At 56.0% G+C, this 20472-nt stretch carries 17 protein-coding genes; 12 read left to right on the forward strand and 5 right to left on the reverse strand.

All coding sequences use genetic code 11. From position 1 onward, the window contains the following. Positions 1-77 precede the first annotated feature (77 nt). A complete protein-coding gene (locus HWX87_RS34740) occupies positions 78-2654 on the reverse strand; it encodes a DNA phosphorothioation-associated putative methyltransferase (RefSeq protein WP_176051385.1) in 2577 nt (858 codons plus the stop codon). Positions 2655-3113: 459 nt separating this feature from the next. On the opposite strand from HWX87_RS34740, the gene HWX87_RS34745 reads away from it, so the two are divergent. From HWX87_RS34745 to HWX87_RS34775, 7 genes are all read left to right on the forward strand, one after another. Next, positions 3114-3518, forward strand: coding sequence for a helix-turn-helix transcriptional regulator (locus HWX87_RS34745; protein WP_176051386.1), 405 nt, complete (start codon positions 3114-3116; stop codon positions 3516-3518). A gap of 400 nt (positions 3519-3918) precedes the next feature. After that, positions 3919-4437 carry a hypothetical protein gene (locus HWX87_RS34750; protein WP_244137814.1) on the forward strand — a complete coding sequence of 173 codons (519 nt, stop codon included), beginning with the start codon at positions 3919-3921 and terminating at the stop codon, positions 4435-4437. Positions 4438-4451: 14 nt separating this feature from the next. After that, complete coding sequence (locus HWX87_RS34755; protein ID WP_176051387.1) at positions 4452-6413, forward strand: DDE-type integrase/transposase/recombinase; 1962 nt, start codon at positions 4452-4454, stop codon at positions 6411-6413. Next, a complete protein-coding gene (locus HWX87_RS34760) occupies positions 6403-7341 on the forward strand; it encodes a TniB family NTP-binding protein (RefSeq protein WP_176051388.1) in 939 nt (312 codons plus the stop codon). The genes HWX87_RS34755 and HWX87_RS34760 overlap by 11 nt, the downstream gene beginning before the upstream one ends. A 364-nt stretch (positions 7342-7705) precedes the next feature. Further along, complete coding sequence (locus tag HWX87_RS34765; protein WP_244137815.1) at positions 7706-8851, forward strand: hypothetical protein; 1146 nt, start codon at positions 7706-7708, stop codon at positions 8849-8851. A gap of 326 nt (positions 8852-9177) precedes the next feature. Next, positions 9178-10551, forward strand: a complete 1374-nt coding sequence (locus HWX87_RS34770; protein WP_176051390.1) for a hypothetical protein — start codon at positions 9178-9180, stop codon at positions 10549-10551. A 128-nt stretch (positions 10552-10679) separates the two neighbouring features. Beyond that, positions 10680-11123, forward strand: coding sequence for a 3'-5' exoribonuclease (locus tag HWX87_RS34775; RefSeq protein WP_176051391.1), 444 nt, complete (start codon positions 10680-10682; stop codon positions 11121-11123). 49 nt (positions 11124-11172) lie between these two features. Here the strand turns inward: HWX87_RS34775 and HWX87_RS34780 are convergent, their stop codons facing one another. Next, complete coding sequence (locus tag HWX87_RS34780; RefSeq protein ID WP_176051392.1) at positions 11173-11640, reverse strand: HAD domain-containing protein; 468 nt, start codon at positions 11638-11640, stop codon at positions 11173-11175. Between the two features lie 409 nt (positions 11641-12049). On the opposite strand from HWX87_RS34780, the gene HWX87_RS34785 reads away from it, so the two are divergent. Beyond that, positions 12050-12691, forward strand: coding sequence for a hypothetical protein (locus HWX87_RS34785; protein ID WP_176051393.1), 642 nt, complete (start codon positions 12050-12052; stop codon positions 12689-12691). A 345-nt stretch (positions 12692-13036) separates the two neighbouring features. On the opposite strand, the gene HWX87_RS34790 is transcribed toward HWX87_RS34785, so the two are convergent. Then, positions 13037-13603 carry a hypothetical protein gene (locus HWX87_RS34790; protein ID WP_176051394.1) on the reverse strand — a complete coding sequence of 189 codons (567 nt, stop codon included), beginning with the start codon at positions 13601-13603 and terminating at the stop codon, positions 13037-13039. 315 nt (positions 13604-13918) lie between these two features. Between HWX87_RS34790 and HWX87_RS34795 the strand changes: the two genes are divergently transcribed. Beyond that, positions 13919-14824, forward strand: coding sequence for a M48 family metalloprotease (locus HWX87_RS34795; protein ID WP_176051395.1), 906 nt, complete (start codon positions 13919-13921; stop codon positions 14822-14824). Between the two features lie 181 nt (positions 14825-15005). Here the strand turns inward: HWX87_RS34795 and HWX87_RS34800 are convergent, their stop codons facing one another. Together HWX87_RS34800 and HWX87_RS34805 are read right to left on the reverse strand one after the other, a co-directional pair. Then, positions 15006-16739 (reverse strand): hypothetical protein, encoded by a 1734-nt coding sequence (locus tag HWX87_RS34800; RefSeq protein ID WP_176051396.1) that lies wholly within the window; start codon positions 16737-16739, stop codon positions 15006-15008. Between the two features lie 30 nt (positions 16740-16769). Further along, positions 16770-18233 (reverse strand): hypothetical protein, encoded by a 1464-nt coding sequence (locus HWX87_RS34805; RefSeq protein WP_176051397.1) that lies wholly within the window; start codon positions 18231-18233, stop codon positions 16770-16772. Between the two features lie 566 nt (positions 18234-18799). On the opposite strand from HWX87_RS34805, the gene HWX87_RS34810 reads away from it, so the two are divergent. From HWX87_RS34810 to HWX87_RS34820, 3 genes are read left to right on the forward strand one after another with little or no spacing between them, the layout of a single operon-like run. Then, a complete protein-coding gene (locus HWX87_RS34810; RefSeq protein WP_176051398.1) occupies positions 18800-18937 on the forward strand; it encodes a hypothetical protein in 138 nt (45 codons plus the stop codon). A gap of 15 nt (positions 18938-18952) precedes the next feature. Continuing rightward, positions 18953-19126 carry a hypothetical protein gene (locus HWX87_RS34815; protein ID WP_176051352.1) on the forward strand — a complete coding sequence of 58 codons (174 nt, stop codon included), beginning with the start codon at positions 18953-18955 and terminating at the stop codon, positions 19124-19126. Positions 19127-19149: 23 nt separating this feature from the next. Continuing rightward, positions 19150-20472: a hypothetical protein gene (locus tag HWX87_RS34820; protein WP_176051399.1), complete on the forward strand. Its 1323-nt coding sequence runs from the start codon at positions 19150-19152 to the stop codon at positions 20470-20472.

Consider the following 20472-nt stretch of genomic DNA (forward strand, 5'->3'; position numbering starts at 1 on the left):
ATGACCTCGGAGACTTTGACCGTCAACCACGCCTCTCGTACGTCCCAGGCGACGGCACTCGTCGCCAGCGGTCACACTTAGCCTAAGGTCATAGTCCGAGGGATCCTCCGCCCGTTAGTTGCCTCTCGCATCTCATACGCCGCGCCTTGAGGCTTCTCTGAATAGCTGACGTGAACGGGGCGAGCCTTCCCGTAGAAGTACAGTCGATCGAATGGCAAGTTTTCCATGATCCATCGACTGACCTCTTCCATATCCTCATCCGGAACAATGAAGTCGCACGCAGCGCCTCCCCTGTCGCAAATCCGTCTCCCACGCGAGTTATATTCATAGGAGGCGTGCTGGTCCAGATCCGGCGCGATGCGCCCCCTAATATTCTTGCTTAACGTGTGCGAACAGAATCCATACGTCAGCCTGATACCGCCGAAGTAGTCGATCACGGGGTCCAAGATCTTGGTTACCAAATCGTGCAACGCGTTGAACGACTCTGGTTGCCGTGGAACATTCTCGACGCCAGAGCGCAGCTGCGTTTCACCACATTCGATGAGATCACGATAGCGGAAATACTTCCCGCACCGTTGCTCCACTGGTGGAATGGTATCGCTTCGTCCTATTGAGAAACCACGGATCGATCGACGATTCAACTCGAGCAAGTCGGCAAGCTCGCTCGCGGGAACGCCATGCCCGCCTGAGTCAAACAGCGCCAGTCGCTCCAGCTCGTTATCGAACTTCAACTGATCGGCATATCCTGGGTACTCTTCGGTCACGTAGCGCGACTTGTAATGCAGATGTGGCTTTTCGTATCTTCCACCGTACTCGAAGAGCTCATAGTCTTGCTTCCGTATGTTGATTTTTATGCGTTTGACCAAAAGCGGCAAAGGAGATGTATCGAAGTCCTCATACTCGAGCAATGTGAGCTTTCCAGATGACGGATGGACTTTGATCAACTGGGCAACGCTGGCTTCCTCGTAGATCAAGAGGCCGCATCCGACATATGCGCGGAGAACGACAGGGAGCCGATCTATCGCAACGGCGTGTAGGTACAAAGCACCTTCGCTATCGAGCCATCCAATGCCCTGCTCCGCAGCCCCCTGACAAGCTAACCGAATTGCATCCGCGTTAGCTGCTTCTATGAGCAACCGCAAGCCCTCCGCCTGCGCCGACCGGTAATCGCCAAAGAATGTCTTGATGTCCCTCTGCAACCTTGCCTCGAGGCTCTTGTATGGTGCTCGCTTTGCGAAATGCCCCATCGCAAAGAAGAGACGGAGGTCGTCGGCACGAGCTGCTGCTGCCGCGGTCAACTGGCTTCGTTCGAACTCGGCTTCCATAGCGCGTAGCGCCCGCCTGTAAGACCCTGCATGGCGCTCAAGGTCCGACAAAAATGGAATTTCGTCATGCTCAGGCACTCGCCCTAGATCAAGCGCTAGCCTCCACAAACTCTCAAGCACAACGCGAGCGTCTTGCGAGAACGGCTCTCGAATACTCGGCGATTTTCGAGTGCGCGTGCGAGCTTCCTGCTGCGGCCGCTTGAGGATCCGATTTGCCAAGTCTCGGCGTCGATAACGATTTGCGATGAATCGTTGTTCAACGTCTTTGTCCTTAAACACGAAGCATACGCCCGGTCCAACTAGGAAGGCCTCTTGATCAAGCTCTCGCTGAACGTACTGCTTCAGTTCTTCTTGAGAGAAGTACTTCTGAAAGGTATTCCGAGAAGTACGTACGCCGTCGCGGTACGGAACCCCAGGTGTCGCCCCTCCCCCCAACATAACTGAAATAGCCAAAACTTCATCGGTGATATGAAACGCCCGGTGTAGCGCGTCGCGGCGCTCGTCAGAATCCTCAATGACATTCAACACGAATCCGAGGTTGACTACATGCGCACGGGTGATCTCGCTATCGGCGGCATAGAAGGGATCCCAACCTCGCGCTGAATACCCGTCCGCACCCAAGGCAGCGATATCGTCACCTCTGCCGCAACCGTAGTCGAACAGCTCCTTACCGAGCGATAGCAAAGCATGTCGCAGCAAAAGCTGAACAGGCGCCGATAGGCGCACACGACTGAGGGCCGTGAGGTGCCGGCGTACCGGCGCGTCTTCCGAATAATCAGAAGGAGATGAATCTAGCTCCTGTTCCGCATTTCCGACCGGAATGAAGTCGGACCCGACGATCTTGTACCCCTTGCTTGCGACCAGCCGAAACCAATCTTCCCGAAATCCGATCGTTGCCGTTTCGTCGAATAAGCCAAGCGCCTCTGCTTGACGGGTGACCTCCTCAAATTTCGGCCGCAGCGGATGCGTAGGCGAAAGCAGCAGTTCTTTGCGGTGCAGTATCGGAAGGTTTAGTGAGTCAAGATAGGAGCGGTATGTAACCGTACTATCGCTTGACACGGGGAGACTCCACGACTCCAACAGCATGGGAAACGGGGCCTCGAAAAAGTCATCGTATCGTAGCAGCGAGAATCGGGACGATGAGACGTTCAGTTTGACCACGTTAGCTCGCTCGAACGCAGACGTAGGAGCGGATTCAAGCGCCGCTACTATCGCCATCCTGAGCCCGGCATCTAGGAGCTCGATTGCAGTTCGATGGACGTACCAATCGTCCACGACCCGCTTGCCGAGCCCAGCGATAGAAAGTGAATGCTCGAATTTTTTCGCCATCGGACCATCTCCTGAGTGCGCTTGTCTGAGCAATGCCGAAAAACATCCTACGCCGACGCCGGTTTCCGCACTGCGGTCGGCACTATTCAAGTGTTCGAGCCCTCACCGCCGCGGGGAACAAGGCCTCGGTGGTCCTGACGACCAATGAATGTACACTCGCGCTCCGGGCGTCTCGCGGCTCAACACGTCAATGGATTTTTTCTCTCGACGACCAATCTCAATAGCCCCCACCCCATACCTCACATCGATACAAGTCTACCTAGCGGTACGCATAGCTGGGAAATTCAACTTCTGAAGGATTCCGAATCGAAGAAAAACATATCTTAATTCGCGCCCACCACAGATCAAAAAAATATGTGACTTTCGTTCCTCGGTTCTTCGACGAGATTCTTCGTTGACCTTCGCCCTTGCCGATCTTATTCTGCAAAAATTCGAGGAAACCTTGTCGTTGAACTTCACGTGACAGATTTTGGAAGATTCGTCCGCACTCGCCGCAAGGCGCTAAAGCTGACGCAGACCGAACTCGCTCGGCGCCTCGGCGTGGATGACGCATACATCAGCGCGATCGAGCGCGGCGTTCGCACGCCCGGCGATGTCGTTTTTATTGATCAGTTGGGACGGGCCCTAGCGCTAGATACGGATGGCCGGCTTGAACTCGAGGCGGTCGCTGAAAGCTCCAAGCGACTACTGCGCCTGTCTGACCCGCTACCGCTATTCAAATATCAAGTAATTGCAGCTCTGGTCAGGGACCAATCTCTGACGGAGGCAGACATGGACACGATCGCGAAGGTACATGCGGCGATCGTCCAGATTCGAAACGCCACGGCAGGCGCCGTTAGCATTGACAATGGAGGGATTATGTAAACGAAAAGCGCCACAAACCCGAATAGAAGGCCTGTAGCGCTTTGCGGTCACAGAAACGGTAAAACTTGTCTTGGCGGACTGAGTTTCCACCGATCTGACCGCAGCGTCAAGCCCTTCCGTTCTCTACGATTTGCGCCCCCTTTAGGATTCGATCAGTTTTGATCGAGTCCCCGGTTTCGCACACCCGTTCTCCGGGCAGATATTCGACAACACATCGTCGTCGAAGGGGGACGTATTCCTTAAACGTGAGCGTCTTCTTAAGACGTGACGGAGAGAACTCGTGCCTGAAATTATCGAAACCCTAGTCATTCACTCCTCCCCACGCCGTACGCGCCGTGTTGTGACGGTCTCCGGCCGCGGGGTGCGGGGAAAGTTTCCAAGCAGGAAGTCGGATAAGCCCTTGGAGTTCGAAAGCCTCGTGGAGGTAATGGTGCTGCACGTTCTGGAGGTGGCGCCGTCGGTTACGTCTATCGCAACCCAGCCACAAGTGTTTGAGTATTCAGACGGTGCGCGCCGGCGGCGCTATACGCCGGACGTAAAGATTGGAACGACCGTTGAAACCGTATTTCTCGAAGTGAAGGATGACGCGTCGCTGACATCATCGTCAAAAGCCACCAGTCGAGTTTCAGTTGCGGCCCATCTGCTCCGACAACACGGCCACCGCCTCCACCTCATCTTGCGAAGCGATCTCGTAGCGACCGATCTTCAGGACAAGCTCGCACTTCTACTCAGAATGCGTCCGCTACGCACGAGGTATCGACCAGACATCGACCCAACCCTCTGGGATCCGGAACACGGAACACAGCCGCAAGCGGAGGTACAGCAGCAATGGGAAAACGCAAAGCAAGAATGTGACGCCTTGCTTCATCGGATCATGAAGCGGGATCCGGATGACCTCCTACCCGTCTCTCCTCGCTAACAGGGGTGTCCACCATGGCCAGTTTCGTCAAGGATCAAATCATCTTCCGGGGTGAAGGCAAGTTTCGACTCGTTCGCGTGCAAGCCAATGTCGCCACACTGGAAAACCTGACGACGGCGGAGTACTCGAACCACACTGAAGCGGACCTCCTGGAGGAATACGTCCGTGGGTATCTCCGAACAGTTAATAGCAAGCAATATCAGCGCCCTCCCGGATCGAGCACGACGGGGACCGCACAGAAAACTGCTTCAGCGCAACACGAACAAGCTCGCCTCGAATCGCGTCGGCGAATGGACTATCTCGAGAGACTTGATCGAGTGGGCGCATTCGAGGGTCGACGATCTGCACTGCGGAAAGCGATTCATGAAGTTGCAGCTGATCTGACCGATCCCAAGCCCCCCCATGAAACGACCGTCTATCGCTGGCGTCGACGATTTCGAATCGCACTACGTGATATACGAGCCCTGCTGAGCGATACGTGGCACCGAGGCGGCGCAGGCCAGTCGCGACTCGATCCAGTCGTGGAAGGAGTCATCCAGGAAAAAATTGAATCCGTATACCTTAGCAACAAGCGAGGGTCGACCGAAGAGGTTCACAACGCAGTGTTCCTCGAGATTCAACGGCTGAACGTAACTCGCGTCCAATCCGAGTGGTTCAAAGTTCCTGCACTGCGTACGATCCAACGCCGAGTCCGGGGACTCGACGCATATGAACGTATGGTCGCTCGTTGTGGCGAACGAGAGGCCCAACGGCAGTTTGCCGATCAGTTTTGCGCCCGCAAAACGTCCAGAATCCTTGAGATCGTCGAGATCGATCATACCCCGCTCGACATCATGTATACGGACGCGACGGGCACCGTCATCGATCGCCCCTACATCACTGTCGTATTGGATCGATATTCCCGATGCGTTCTCGGTTTTTGCATCAGTTCCGCCGGGCATGGCGTACACGCGGTGTTCGAGGCGCTACGGCACGCGATGATGCCCAAATGCTACTTGCCCGAGCGATTTCCTGAGTTAGCCCTGGAATGGCTGTGTTACGGCTGGCCAGAGAGGGTGCTTATGGATAACGGGCGAGAACTACATGCTGCGGCCGTCGTCGACGCCCTGATGAACCTCGGCGTGATCTGCGAATACGCGGCATCCCGCAGTCCGAACGACAAACCTCACATTGAGCGCTTTCTCAAATCACTCAACTACGGCCTCATTCATAAGCTCCCGGGAACGACGCTCGCCAAGATACATCAACGAATAGGCTTCAAGGCTGAAGACGAAGCGTGCATCACGTTCGAACAACTCAACGAGATCATCCACATTTGGATCATATCCGTGTATCACCTGCGTCCGCATCGCGGCCTGAATGGACGCGCTCCACTCGATGTATGGAAGGAAAGCGCCTCGATCTTCCCCCCGATGCTCAAATGCAACGCTGAGGATCTTAGCATCGAATTCGGCGATTACCGCGAGTGCGCAGTGCAGCACTACGGCATCGACCTCAATACCTTCCAGTACTCGTCACCGGAACTTTTTGCGCTCCGTAGGATGATGCCGGCTAAACAAAGAGTACACGTCAAAGCCCCCTTCGAGAATGCAGGCCTAATTTGGGTATGGCATCCCATCGAACACAAATACTTCCCGGCTTACAACAAGGACGACCGATTCAACAACTTGACGATCGAACAAGCTCACACGCTGAAGCACGTGTTCGCACACTCCGACGCTCACCAACGCACTCGGGCAAGTGGTGAAGAGACGATTCGCGAGAAGAGTAACAAGGCCATGCAATCGAAGAAGTATCAGACCCGAAGACAGGGGGCACGCCAGGCACACATCACGTCCAAAACGTCCAATCGCCCTCAACTTCCTCCCCCGGAGCAACAACCCGACATTGCGTCGGAGCCGCTTCCTTCGGATGGAGACGAGCTTTACGACTTTGAATTCGATACCTTTGAAGTCGAGGTGAACCATGACAATTGATTCTTCCTTATCCTTAATTGTTAAGGATATCAGATCAAATTTCGTTTACTTTAACCACGTCAAACGTGTGCTTGCCAGGTTGGAACGTATGTACGATTACCAATGTACGAATGAAGAGGCTGAGCACCTGATGCTGATAGGTGAATCCGGCGTCGGCAAGTCAACCCTGCTCAAAAATTACACTCGAAAGCACCCTATCATCCAGCATGAGGAACTCACGGAAATACCAGTGCTTTACGTACCACTCGGGCAAGCACCTACCCCGAAAATGATGGCGAGCACGATGCTTTGCGCGCTCGGCGACCCAAAGTGGAACCTGGGGAAGGAATCGGATCTGACCGCTAGACTCATTTTCCTGATCAAAACGTGTCGTGTCAGAATCGTCATCGTCGACGAGGTCAATCATCTTGTCGATCGAGGCGGCGAAAAAACATTACATACGTCGGCCGATTGGCTCAAGCGTCTAGTCGATGCAACTAGGGTGTCGTTTGTCCTTGCCGGCATCCCCCGCACAAAACGCTTGCTTGCGACCAATGATCAATTGCGCGGGCGCTTCAGAGAGGTCATCGAGATCGATCGCTTCTCAGTCGCAACTGCACCGGCAGAACGCGAGTTCCGAAGCGTGCTGAACGTTTTCAAGGGATATCTGAGGGATCTCCCCACACTGGACATTTCAAGCGAGACCATCGTGCGGCTGTTCGCATTTGCGACTGATGGACGTCTTCGCGACATTCGAAGACTCTTGGTGCGCGCCGTCGAATTAGCTTATGCCAAACCTCACCCGAAGCTGACTGACTCGGTGCTTGCCGAAGCTTTCCGAACAGTCGTCTATCCAAGCTCTCCGAACAAGCGAAATCCTTTCCACAAGACCTTCAACAGGATGCCCCTTGTGAAAGACGATGAGCCATTTTCGCCTGTGGAGCGTTGATATGAATTTCGGGATTCCGTATGGCCAGCCATTGTATCGTCCGGCTCCTCAACCGGATGAGTGGTCCGAGACGTACTTATTCAGAGTTGCCAGAGCAAACGGTACATACCGCCCTCGACTGGGCGATATCGAGAGGATTCGCCCCACACTCGCGGCAACAGCTGCGACCAATTCAACGGGCTATCCTGTTTGGGGCGATTTAGCGTTACCGCGTTGGAGCGTTGTCACCCGCGCCAACAAGATTCGGTATTGCCCCGAGTGCATGCTGGAGTCACGGCACATCCGATCACGCTGGCGCCTAACGCGGCTCGAGATGTGCACTATCCATAGTGTTCGCCTCAAAGATGATCTAGCCGAACCGGTGATGACACTCGGCTACAAGCAATCCGACAAACATTTCCTCACCGAGGTGACGAATGAACAGCTATGTGAAGGCGCGGTATGCCCCATGCCAGTCGAACGGCATCACTATCAGCGACTATGGTCTGGTTTCGAACGCTTGATCATCGACGGCCAAGTTCCGCAGGCGTATGCTCAACTCACTTGCATACTGTTCTTGGAAGCGCTATTCGACGCAGTTGCGGCAACTGTAGACGAAATCGGATATCGACAAATTGATGTCCCACGATCGATCCGAATCGCCGAGATAATCGAAAAAAAACAGCTTTCGTTCGAGCCGAACTTGGACGGCATACGCGCATTTTTGCAGGAGGCTACGGGCGCGCCAAGGCTCACAATACTTTCCCGTCTTCGTCGCATGCTGCTTGAGGAGCCTCATCGACCAACCTGCTTGTCGAAGCTACCTATCGAGGAACTGCGACAAAGATATTTTATGAGCGACTGGTCGGACAGTACTGCGGCGGCCCACCAGTATCGCCCCAATTGTCACGGTGTACCACACGACTATGTCAGGCTCCATGAAGCTGTGTCTTCCATCGGATGCCCGCGTAGTGTTCTGAAGCACCTTGCACTGAACAGGCTTGGTTCAGATGCTCGCATCGTCGCATATGGCATGACGTATCAGACCTATCTTCCGCAGCGGACCGTCGAGGCGTGCCGGCGATGGTTCGCATCACTGGTTCCCTTACGGCACGTACACAGCAGATCGCACACTGAGCACCGAGGATACGCTGCGCTTTCAGCTATGGGATTGCTTCGTCCAGTCACTGTTGGTAAGTACACTTTCGTTCGGAAATCGGATGTGGCTGATGTCTGCAGAACCTTAGACAGCGTATCGCGGCCTTTTGCTGCTGGCGGCCCTCTACTCTATCCACTCTTCGGCCAATGGATGTCCTGGCATCAGCGCCCAATGACTGCCTCGCTCGCTTTGGTGAACGAGGCACTTAGTGGAAAGCTACCGGTTTTCAAGAAACCCGACGATGCCAGTCTATCCGCCTATTTCATTGATCAATATGCAGTCGAACTCCTCCGGAAGCTCAGACGCATAGAAACTGCGCGGCGCAAGTACGAAGAGCACATGCCGGGCCAGCTTTCATTGTTACCGTCATGAATCGCGAGCCGGTCAATGGCAAACACTGGCGCACCATTGGAATGGCCCTGTTCTCGGGCCATTTCTTGGTGCGCCCCTCCGCACATTCCAACGAGAGTTTTCTAGGCTATCGCTTACGCGTCGCATTCGCGAACGGTCTTTCCAGACCTAGTTGGCTCACCTACTCCGGGCCAGACCTACCGAAGACTCACGGCGTTGCGCGCTGGTGCCCCTACTGCCTCGCAACATCTGATAGCTACTGGCGTGATGATTGGTACGCGGGGAACACCGGATGCTTCGTTCACAAATGCTGGCTCACTTCGCAATGCGCGATGTGCAGACGAACGTTGCGCTGGAAACACGTTCGCTTCGAGACTTGTAGTTGCGGCGCATCGCTCCAAAGCGCGGAGGTTGAAGCATTTTCGGATGATGTCCTGCAGTTGCTGAACGACCAGTTCGAGACCGGGGCTGGTCTGCTATCTGCTTCCGATCGTTGGGGCCTCGCCCGCTTTCTTGGGGCATTGTCAATGTTCGGACTAGACGGCAAACCGTTGAAGAAGTCCTCGCGGCAATCACAGAATATCGAGCGAATCGTCGTGACGGCTGGTGCGCCATTGATGGGCGATCGTTGTGATTGCTTCGAACTGCTGAGTCGCCTCCGCGCTCCTCGAACCGAGGGACAGAACGTCCCGCTACTATCAGAAGCGTTCCCGCAGTTGCTCGTCATGTTGCGCAAGCATTTGAACGGCGCTCAGCGTCGCTGGATGCTCGACCTATTAGACCAATACGTAGGGCATACGTCAGGCAATGAGCCTATGGTCGCGTGGAGACGAAGAATTGTTAAGGCTGCGGCAGACACTGATCAGCACGGTCGTCGGCCAATCGGGAGCCGAACGATTGCCAATATGCTCGCCCAGACAGGCGAAGTGGTGCCGATTCGACGAACTCGGACAGGACGAAAGAAGTTTGTGATCAATGAGACCGATGTTCAGCGTCTCATGGAGATCCAGAAGTCGCTCGTCGCGCCGAAGGCTGCTGCCCGCTACATTAAGATGTCGGTCAAACGTGTCGAGGCACTGGCTCAGGCCGGCATAATTGACACGAATGGAAAACGGATCAATACGAAGTCACTCGATCGTCTACTCGATAGCATTGTGGCTGCCGGCGGCCAAGGCATTCGGCCCCTTGAAGACCCGATTAGCATCGCCGAGGCTTTGCGGCTGTATGTCTCTATTGACGCATCCGCCGCGTTCGTCCGTCGACTCACCGACGGCACAGTACACCTTGCTGTCGCGCGTGACAAAACGCCGACATTGCGAACAATCTACATCGACAAGGGCGACGCAATTTCGGCCAGTCGAACTCCATCGAAATCGGAAACGTTGATGTCCATCGTTGAGGCTGCTCAGCGGCTCGGCATCAAACAGGAAGTGATGTACCACCTCGTCAACGCCGGACTCGTTAGGACACGGATCACTAGACGGCGGAATCGCACAATACGAGCCGTCAACATAGACGACCTGCGGGACTTCACCGCAACATTTCTACCATTGGCCGTGTTCGCACGGTCAGCCGGAATCTCCGTACGCAATGCCCCAGATTGGGCAGTACAGCACGGCATAGAGATCATCACGGGTCCGTCAGTTGATGGCGGGCGACAGTATTGGATCCGCAAACCAGTCGACTGGGACAAACCCGCCAGCATAGAACCGGATGTGTGACGAACCGCCGTTCAACGACGGTCCGGTCCACGCTACGATGGCACGTGACGACCACCATGCAACTTGTTTGCATGATGCGGAGGTGTCAGACCTTGATCAACTGAGTGCGCAAAGCAAGCGAGCCAACGATGCGAGTTTACGTCGACACTGAATTCACCGATTTCATCGATTGCGAACTGATCAGCATTGCATTGGTCGCCGAAGACGGCCGTGAATTTTACGGGGAACGCGACGATTTCGATCGACGCACCTGCAGCCCGTTCGTCCATGAAGCGGTGTTGCCACAGCTAGGTCAATATCCTGATCGTGTGTTCTCTCGAGAGAACCTTCGGTCGGCACTGCTCGAGTGGCTCCGACCGTTCGAGAGCGGCATCTTCTGTATGGATTTCCCCGGAGACTGGGATCTTCTTGTAGACACCCTCGATGGTGTACCGAATGGCTGGCAAGGGCTGCTTGTACGTGATCAGGCCGACCAGGTCCGGTTGGAGTCTTACTACAAGCAATTTGGTGGCCGACACCACGCACTACACGACGCCCGTGCCCTGCGTTACGCGACGCAAGGTGGAACGTAGTCCACGCATGCTACCGAACCGTGTTCCGACTGATATCGATTGTGATCGCCTAGCATACGAACTCATCGATCCGTTGAAGTACCGCGGGATCGTCTATCCCGCGCGCTGGATCGCATACGACGAGGCGGGATTGCAGTTCCGGCGTGGACGCAAATTCCTTGGGGGCGTCGTCCAGAATTAAGACATCGGCTAAAGTCAGTCGGCGCCTTCGCATGTAGTCCATTATCCGTAGCGAGCGGCTCTCGATACGCCGGTTCGTGAGATAAATTTTGGTAGCCGCGCTCAGCTCGCGCAGATACTCATCTTGCAAGCGTTTGAGGTCGAACATATAGATCCAGGTGCTATGGATTGCGATGTCGACCGCTTTCCCGCTGACCCGTTCGGCAAGCTTAGTCTGCAGTGAACAAACTCCCTGTCCGACGACCACCGGTCCGTTGGGCCCGTATTCGAGTTCCCCAACAGAATTTGGATGTAGGACTCCATCAATGTCGAGGAATATCGTTGCCCTTTTGCTCATTGCGGAACTCACCCATAGGGAACAATATGAGCCGCCAGATCAGCAACAGCGCTGGCGGAAGCGTGCTCCTTCCAGCGCTATTCTATGCTAAGTAATTGCTCTCGTAGGTAGGTAGTTCAACAGCGACAACAACGATGATGATTGTTTAAAAGATTGGTGCGAGCTGTCGGCCGAACATGTTTTCATCGCACCTCGACCTTAAGTTTGTCGTCAACGCGCCGTTATGCAATCACCTCGCACGACACAACTCTACGTCACGCCAGACGGCATGATCGACGACTATTGATAATCACCCGGAGAAAGGGAACGGCGAGTAGCATTGGTGCGTCAAAGCAAGGGGTTTTTGACGCATCGGGCTTATACGACGGATCCTCACGGCTGCTCTCAGCATTCATACGCCACACACCACATGCAAAACTTCACGCACCAGCTATCTAGAGTTCGTTCGTACGTCAAGGTTCAATTGTCCCCATTCAATCGCGCTTTTTTTTGGTCCGCAATCGTGCCAATAGAAGGGTTGAGGGTTGCATTTTGGTGGGCGGCACCGGCTACTGTCGCCGTGTTGTTTATCACGCACTTCAGAAACCAACTACCCGCTAGTTATCTGGAGGCCGCTATTTCTGACGGAATAGGGCCACACATATGGAACGTGGTTGGTATGCTCGGCTTAGTACTTTTCGGCCTGGCAGTACTGTTCCCAAAGATCAAATTTATTGCTACCGGAGCATATCAAGTTTTGATCAATACTTATGGGATGGGCGGTTTGGCCATCGGCCTGCTGATTGGAAAAATTGGGGCTCAGTTGCCGTCTTCACTGTCAAAAATCGAGTTGTGGAAGGCTTGGCTCGCTGGCACTGGCATCGCTCTACTTATGCTCGAACTGTTCGTGCTGAATTTTTCACTTTGGTGCCTCGCAAGCTTGATGCGATCACCAAAGGAGGATGACGGATTTCTACGCCGTGTAGCAAGCATCGACCTGCGGCTACGCCTATTCGCCTTCATCTTGCTGTCTATATTGCCTCCCGTAGTGTTTGTTACTCGTGGACACTAGATCTCGGTGCATCCAGCATGATCGCCGCGTCAGCACAGCGCTCGTTCGACAAGCACCTCGGAGTAGTCGGACAAAGATAGTGTCGCACCATTGACGTAGACCGCCTCGACTTCAACGCTGCGAGCAGAACACCGATAGCCGACGGCAGCCGTTGCACGCTGTACAGCTCAGTGAACTTTCGAGCGTCGTCGGGCGGCGTATAGGTCACGACCCCTGGTATGCCTGCTTGCCGAGGTTGCGCGTGTCAACGAGAAAGAAAATACGCTTGACTCATCTATTCCGGCTCGAGTTAATGAGGATGTCCCGAGCAAACGGTAGGCCAATTGCATCCATGGACGTCTTCATTCAGTTTTCACGATAGCAGATTGCACCAAAGACGAACATAAAAGCGGCGATTATCACTAACCAGGGAAAGACCTCGGTTTCATGCATAGCCGGCCACTTACCAATCAAGAGAATCAACGTTGCTGCCGAACAGTGAGTCAAGATCGAAGACACTTCGTCGGAGATCTTGCCCGAGAAGCGGGCGGCCCATTGCTCCATCTTCATTGGACGTCCTCTGCCCAAACGACGACTTAACTTAATGCACACATAGAGGACTATGATGAAAATCGTATCGATCAGGATTGCTGCGAAGCCGATCAAAAAGACGGCCGTTATATCGACCGGTTGGTCGGCATCAATGCTTCCCACTACGAGGAAGGGGGAGGTAAAGCTGCGTCCGAACTCGTTGAACGCACTGATGAACGGTGGGGTTCTCAACAGGACTGCGACGGCGGCCCATATTACAAAAACCTGCGGCACCCTCCTCTTCATGAACTGACTGACTCTCGAGAGCGTAACGAAACTCTTCACCATCTGCCGCCCGTCGATTATCTGCCACTCGTCTTTTTTGGGCTTTGTGCTGTTCATTTAGGTTGATCCCCGATTTGTATGGATTTCTGCATCGCGCACCCAGCAAGAACTTTATTGTCCGTGTTCTGGACGTAAGTCGAACGGACATCACATACCTTTGTGCGTTCTCAAGGCGTAAATTCTCAGGACATCGAGCGTCATGACTGTTGGTACTCGTTGATCGAACACGCCGCGGCGAGCGATGACACGTCGGTCCTGCTCCGCTCAATTTGCATGCGGGTGCAGCGAAGTTTCCTGTCGCCGTCTGGTACTTTCATTCAAGTCCTTGGACCTATCCGCCGTTAAACGGAAAAACAACTTCAGAAGAGTTCCATGAGTTCTGCCCTCACGTCGCCCCGCACAGCCCGATACTTCCTCGCTGGCCTGATAGCGCTTTTCCTCTTTTGTACGGTGCTGCTCGTACTGCACAACAAGCTGGACTGGTTTGGACCTGTCGTGGCCCAGATCGCCGCCATTGGATTCCTGATTCTGGCACTACCGTGTCTGGTGGCAGGAAAGCACGTCTTGAACAGTATCGAGGCCTCAACCGGAAACGTCACCTTGAAGCCGGACGACTCACTTCTCGATGTCGTGCGTCCCCTCGTCGCGGACCTTCCCTATGACGTGAGGGTCTGCCAGTACGAATTGAACCAGGTGAACGCTTTCGCTATTTCATCGGTATTCGGGCGCAAGGCGCTTATCGCTTTTTCTTCGCGCATGGTGAAAGAGTCCTCATCAAAGCAGCTTACGGCTTTCGCCGCTCACGAAGTCGCCCATCTGAAGCACGGCGACTCGCGCGACAAGGCCCTCCTGATCGCGTATTACGAAGCGCTCCAGATCTATCCGCGACTTTTTTCCGAATTCGGCAAGATCGTCCTCAAGCAAGTTCTTCCTGCAATCGCTTTGCTGTTCGTCCTGGCCATCGCGCTCGTTGCGTTTTTTGCCGGGCCATTGCAGGCTGCGCACGCAGCTGCGCCGCTTCTGCTTCAGCTTACCCGCTACGTAATCATCGCGGCGGCGTTCATCGTTGGATTCGTCTATCTGGAGCGCACGCTGATGAAAAAATATTTCGAATACAGTCGTGCCCGGGAATACGAGGCTGACGCCGCTGCCGCGGCCATGACTTCGGCGGAGGACATGGTATCCGCGCTGAAACTGCTCCACGCACCGGCCGCTGCTGTCGGCGTGTTTGACACCCATCCTCCCCTCAACGAACGGATCGCCCGTCTGTCCAACTGATCATGTCGCTCACCGTGTAGATGCCAGAAGACTACAAACGTTTGGAACCCGCCATCATCTCGGCAAGCGAAATGGATTCAATTCCCCCTTGGCCTTATCAGGGATTGTGCGCGGCGGCATAGCCGCCGCGCACTTCGCTGCAAACAGGCACGGGGGCGCGTTACAAGCTAGTCGCAACCGTTTAGGTTCCCGAAATCTGGAGCCGCCCCGCGACGTACGATGGACGGGTCGCGCGAATCCATTGCTCTGGCGCAAAGTCAGTCGCGGGCAGCTCTTGCGCAGACCCTCCAATTGCAACCGCTAGCTGCGGATAGACCGAACGCATTTCCTCGGCATCCTGGCTAATCCATTCCGGCATGGCGTCTACAGACATCCGCTGAATTTTACGCCCACGGACTTCAACATACCCATCGCACAACGCCGCCAGCATCGGCAAGCCCGAGCTACCACCAGTCAGAATAACCTGCAGGCGCACGGGATCCTTGGCAAGATAATCGAGGTAAGTGTCGTCAACCGCTTCAAGTGCCTCGCAAAAACCCTGTTCTAGACGCTCGGCAAACTTGCACACTGCCCCCCAATTGCAAAACTCGTCGCGAGTCATGTGGCCGATGGTGCTATCGGACAACGTATACTGGAGCTCGCCTCCACGAAAAAGCAATTCCTTGAGCACACGGATCCGGCGGCGCAGGTCAAGCGCGACAATTCTTCCTTGCATCGTGCTCGGATCAATCGACTCCCTGTCCATGATGAACTTCTGAAGCAACTGGTCAATTCGGTCCCCAGCGTAGTTCAGGCCGCGAACCGATGCCGGAACCTGAAACACCTTTGGCTCGTCGAGGCTCTGGTTACGCATCGCGAAGAACAGGCCAAAGTCGGTCGTACCAGCACCGGCGTCCACCACCATGTAGGCATCGATACGGTTTTCACTGACCTCGACTGGAGTCGCGGCAACGGCGACAGGCTCGGGCACGCCTTCGGCCACCAGATAATCAGGCCGTCTTCCGCTCCCCCTCAATACATCGATCGCAGCCTTCAGACTCGTGACGGGTATGCCACCGGCCCACTGCCCCGAAAACGTATCAGCGAGCACCTGTGCCTCTGCGAGGAGCCCCTTCATCAGATCATCGACCCATTGCGCTTGCTGTTCGTCCTTACCGCACGGACGGGCAAATCTCCGCCGGATATAACGGCTCGCCGCCTTGTCGTCGTTCATCTTCGCCGCGAGGCTGACACCGGTCATGTCAGTCAGGAATGCGAGATAGGAACGGAGCAGGTCGCCCTCCGTGAGCTTCACATCAGTCGGGTTTTCGGCCGGTAAAAGAAATTGGTCATCCAGATTGCCCTCGCTCCGAAGACTCAGGCGGCTCTTGATTGAATCGAGCCGTTCTCGCCCCGTCTCCTTCGCGTTCTCACTCTTCTCGATAGATTCAAAGCCAAAATATGCGCGGCCGTTGTCACCTATGAAGACTGACGAAGGCAGGGTATAGCCGTCTCGTCCCGCGGCCTTACCCAGTTCCAGGTCCATATGGACACCACTGCTGGTCGTGGCAAATGCCTTGGACATCGCTGTGCCGAAATCCAGACACAGCAACAGTTCGCCGTGGCTAGGCACATCCTGCTCCAGGGAATCGAGCACCAACTCCATCGTTGCCGTGGGCGACGCGCCGACCGTCGCCTGCTGTTCAGACTCACTCGCCAGTTCCGACGCCCCGCCCGGGTCAAGTGTTCCGGTGCCCTGCGACTCAACCGCAGGGACTGCCGGCGCATCCGACGCGGCAGCCGCAGACTCCCCCGAAAGATAACGAACCGCAAAATCGAGCGCTTGACGCTCCGGACCGGAAATGGTCCCGACCTGCTGTTCTTTCGCCCGGTCTAGCAAACTCGCCAGCAGATAGCTGGCAATTTTCTTATCCATTTGGTCCCCTGCTTATTGTGAAACAACGATTTACTCAACGATGCCTCTGAGCAGTACGTCTCCAACCGTACCATCCGCACGCGTTCTAACGACAGCCGGCTGCCGGACCACCATGCGCGCTCTTGGATCGTCGCTGGCCACTTCAAAGAACTTGGGTGACACGTCCATCTCCTCCCCTGGCGTTCCGTGTAGTTGGACGCCTCGCAGCGAGGCAACCTGCTCTACCTGTACAGCCACCTGTTTGACGCGGTCCAGCAAGTCCTGCGTCGGGGAGACGAGTGACGGTTCGAAAATCTCTAGGCTGGAAAGCAGCCGCTCACGCATCCCGTCACCACCTTGACGCGCCAGCCTGGCTGCCTGAAGAGTGAGCCCGACGGCAGCGTCGGCGCTGCGGGCCTCCATCTCGACAGCCGCGGTGCGAAAGTCGCGCTCCGGCCGAACACGACCGGTCTCAAGCCAAACCCGCACCTCTTCATCGAGCTCCGGATGACGCACTGCCAATTCCCGAGCGATGACGCGGGCACGTTCCGGATATTTGCAAAGTACATCGAGCTGCTCACGCAGAGGCTGATTCCGCTTGCCCTGGCGCGCCAGGAGCAGGAGCGCCTCGGTAACATCCTTAACCAGTCGGTCAAGCGGCTTTGCCAGGTCATCTGGCCAGCCGCTTCCACCGAACAGTCGTCGGCAGTAGCTGACAACCTGATACATCGTCGGCTCAGCCACGACTGAAATGCGGGTTCTTACGATGTCGTGGACTGTCAGTAGCACCTCACGGGTTAGCTCCGTCTTCGCCTTGCCATCCTGCGGCTTGCCGGTGGCGTTCAATGGCCCCGTCACCAGCGACGCGAGAGCCTGTCCGGGGTCTACTCCCGCATCCCGGTCGGACTCAATCAGCACGGCGCGAAGGCCAGAGAGCGTACGAGTTAGCCGTCTCGCCAGCGAGTCGCCTGGGGATTCTGTCGCTGGCTTCACCCGCACAAACGCCCGCGCCAGAGCAATTAACGCGTCTGATAGCGTGTCCGAGCGAGACAATAAGGCTTCAACGAGCTCCGTCCGCGCCTTTTCGCCCTGCTCCTCATCAGCGACAGAGCGGGCCAGATAATCTTGCAACCATTCCCGTTCAAACAGTGCACAGGCGCGGGCCACATTGAGCCGATCGTCCGCGTCCTGCAGGAGCGAGAGCGCGGGCAGCTCCACTGCGAAGGCCGGTTCGAGCGCCTTGGTAATGTCGGGCAGCCATCGCTTGACGACCTGTACGAGTCGTATCGCCTCGGCGATCGCAACGAGGCGCAGCCTGTCATCCGGATGACGGCAGGCATCGTGAAGTAGTCTATCCCGCCCGGCGAGGACCGCCGGATGCGCCGCCCCCTTCGGTAAAAACTTGAGCGCAATCAGCCCTGTCAGGGCTTCACGCCGTCGTTCCGGGGAAACGTCTCCGGCGAACGTAGCGAGCAGTTCGTCGCTTTTGGCGTTGCTTGATGGAGCATCAGACATCGGTTTTTCCGTATGGATCTTGGAAGGCTGAATTGTAAGGTTCCGGTCGCCCCCCAACTCGGTGACATTACCTTACCCGCTATCTCTGCAGACGAGCTAACTGAAGGAGATATGTCTCTGTGTTCCGGTAAACATGAGCAATTGCGCAAGAAATTCACAATCGCGGATGGTGGTTGCCGTAACCCTCCGCTCGCAGTTGATGTACTCGCAACACGGCCCAGGTCATCGACCTGAGCGGCCCTGAAAATATCGCCGAAGCGCGCCCCATCGTAGGCGCGAGCGCGGACGTAGCCGTTCATGCCAGGTAATCGATATCTAGGATGGCGACGTGCGGGCAGAAATTCTAGATGACAATGAAACCGGTCGTGCCGTCGTACGCGACGGCCAGAGTGTGCCCGCTTTCCTTGGGTAGCATAGCGCCGCGAACCGGTATACGATCGCGGGCAACGCAAGAGTTCGGAGAACGGTACACAAAATAAACCGTTAGCCTGCCGCGCCCGCGGCAGCCATCATCCTCCCCAGACACACCGCCGGATGGGCCAGCGGGTGCTTCGCCTGAGGAGTTCATGATGCTTTTCTTTGCTATCCCCCCGCTTGCCGCCCTGGTCGAGGTGGTCATCACGACCGCCGTAGGCACCCTGGTGACCCTGGCCACCAAGGATGCCTACGACAAGATGACTCAGTCCGACGACGACCAGCAATAAGCCGGGGACGCGACCATGTTCAATTTCCTGATGAAGAAAACCGCGCAGCCTCTGCGCCTGGGCGTCATCCCGTATGGCCGCAGCAAGAAGGACGGCAGTCACGACCATCGCACCAACCGCGGCGGCGACCGCACCGCCGCTCAGCGCGAGGGCGATTTGAAGCGCACCCGCAATGACAGCGGCAAGTAGCTTGCCGCGACGATGGAAAAGCCATGATGCCCCGGATTTCTCCCAAAAGGCGCGCTGCGTTCGACATCCTCGACTGGTTGTTCTTCAATCAGACCTGGTTCCTGCGCCTGTCCGAAGACGATGAAACGCTCTATGAAGGCTCCCCGCGGGCCGGGGAACTCATCGCCCTGTACAAAATCAGTCGGCTCGTCAACGAGGAAGTCGCTAGCACCGGGGCTACCGGCATCGCCGCTCAGGCTTTGAAGCACACCGTCTACTGCATCCTGGAAGCGGGCTTCACCGACAATCTGCTGCAAAAAGGCCGCAGCGGCCATGCGGGCCGCTTCGCCCTAACCGACGAGCGGGGCATGCCGATATCGAAGCTGGCTGAGACGATCGACCCGGCCCTGGCCACACGCGTTCACGAGTTCGAGCAGCAGACCTTCATGGCCCTCATCGCCGCCTTCGGCGACAAGGCCCACGGCATCTGTACGAACACGGCGTTTACCATCGCCGCCACAGTCGGCGCGGCGTTCAATGAAGCGCCCGCTGCGGTCAAGTATCGCCTCACCGAGCGCGTCTTCATCCTGGAATTCATGAATGCCCCGGTTAAGTTCCTGTCGTGGATGTACCGCATCGGCATACTCACCAGCAAAAAATTTATCGCCGGGCGCGCCACGCGCGACATTACCGAGGACTTCAAGGCCCGTGTCGGCTTGCTTTGCGAATTCACGCTAATGCGCGATTTCATCGCGCGCTTGCCCGGGAAAAACACGGCCCGCCAAACGGGTATCCGCCGCCTGCAGGAAGAACTGGGCGACAAGTTGTCGGATGCCGCGTGGATACAGTTGCAGGAAGAGAACGATTTCTACATGCGCCTGGACCGACACAAGGCACGTCAGCCAGGCACGCTGATTTTCGACCTGACGCGCCTGGCAGACGAGGCCTACCTGCACGAATTCCTGGAACGCTTCGCCGAGAACCATTGGCGCAGCCGCTTTTGGACCGGCCCGCAGCAATCCTGGACCGGTGTGGTCGGCGCCGGCATGATGTGGGCCTACCACTCGCTGGTGGACTCGCAACGCAAGATCACGCGCAACGGCAACAACTACAGCAAGTCCGGCGAGCCTGTCGCGCAGGAACAGACCGTCGCACAGCATATCTGCAAGAACCTCAACGAGCACGGTCTGGACTGCAGACCCGGCCCGCTTTATGAGACCTTCCGCGAGTGTTATATGCACGAACCAGCCGGGCTGTATCACCGAGTGACCGTCTACCACGCACTGCAGCAGGAACTCGATGTGGTCTATCCCATGCAGATTTATGACGCTGCCTATCTCGGGGTCATCACGACCTCCACCCCTTGA

It is taken from the genome of Burkholderia sp. BCC1644 (assembly GCF_902833225.1).
In the GTDB taxonomy this organism is placed as follows: Bacteria; Pseudomonadota; Gammaproteobacteria; order Burkholderiales; family Burkholderiaceae; genus Burkholderia.

Excerpts from the sequence above, each read along its gene's own strand:
- HWX87_RS34790 (WP_176051394.1), bottom strand. The coding sequence starts at position 13,603 with ATGAACAGCACAAAGCCCAAAAAAGACGAGTGGCAGATAATCGACGGG.
- HWX87_RS34800 (WP_176051396.1), bottom strand. The coding sequence starts at position 16,739 with ATGGATAAGAAAATTGCCAGCTATCTGCTGGCGAGTTTGCTAGACCGG.
- HWX87_RS34755 (WP_176051387.1), top strand. The coding sequence starts at position 4,452 with ATGGCCAGTTTCGTCAAGGATCAAATCATCTTCCGGGGTGAAGGCAAG.
- HWX87_RS34810 (WP_176051398.1), top strand. The coding sequence starts at position 18,800 with ATGATGCTTTTCTTTGCTATCCCCCCGCTTGCCGCCCTGGTCGAGGTG.
- HWX87_RS34785 (WP_176051393.1), top strand. The coding sequence starts at position 12,050 with ATGCAAAACTTCACGCACCAGCTATCTAGAGTTCGTTCGTACGTCAAG.
- HWX87_RS34780 (WP_176051392.1), bottom strand. The coding sequence starts at position 11,640 with ATGAGCAAAAGGGCAACGATATTCCTCGACATTGATGGAGTCCTACAT.
- HWX87_RS34805 (WP_176051397.1), bottom strand. The coding sequence starts at position 18,233 with ATGTCTGATGCTCCATCAAGCAACGCCAAAAGCGACGAACTGCTCGCT.
- HWX87_RS34775 (WP_176051391.1), top strand. The coding sequence starts at position 10,680 with ATGCGAGTTTACGTCGACACTGAATTCACCGATTTCATCGATTGCGAA.
- HWX87_RS34740 (WP_176051385.1), bottom strand. The coding sequence starts at position 2,654 with ATGGCGAAAAAATTCGAGCATTCACTTTCTATCGCTGGGCTCGGCAAG.
- HWX87_RS34760 (WP_176051388.1), top strand. The coding sequence starts at position 6,403 with ATGACAATTGATTCTTCCTTATCCTTAATTGTTAAGGATATCAGATCA.
- HWX87_RS34795 (WP_176051395.1), top strand. The coding sequence starts at position 13,919 with ATGAGTTCTGCCCTCACGTCGCCCCGCACAGCCCGATACTTCCTCGCT.
- HWX87_RS34765 (WP_244137815.1), top strand. The coding sequence starts at position 7,706 with ATGACACTCGGCTACAAGCAATCCGACAAACATTTCCTCACCGAGGTG.
- HWX87_RS34815 (WP_176051352.1), top strand. The coding sequence starts at position 18,953 with ATGTTCAATTTCCTGATGAAGAAAACCGCGCAGCCTCTGCGCCTGGGC.
- HWX87_RS34820 (WP_176051399.1), top strand. The coding sequence starts at position 19,150 with ATGATGCCCCGGATTTCTCCCAAAAGGCGCGCTGCGTTCGACATCCTC.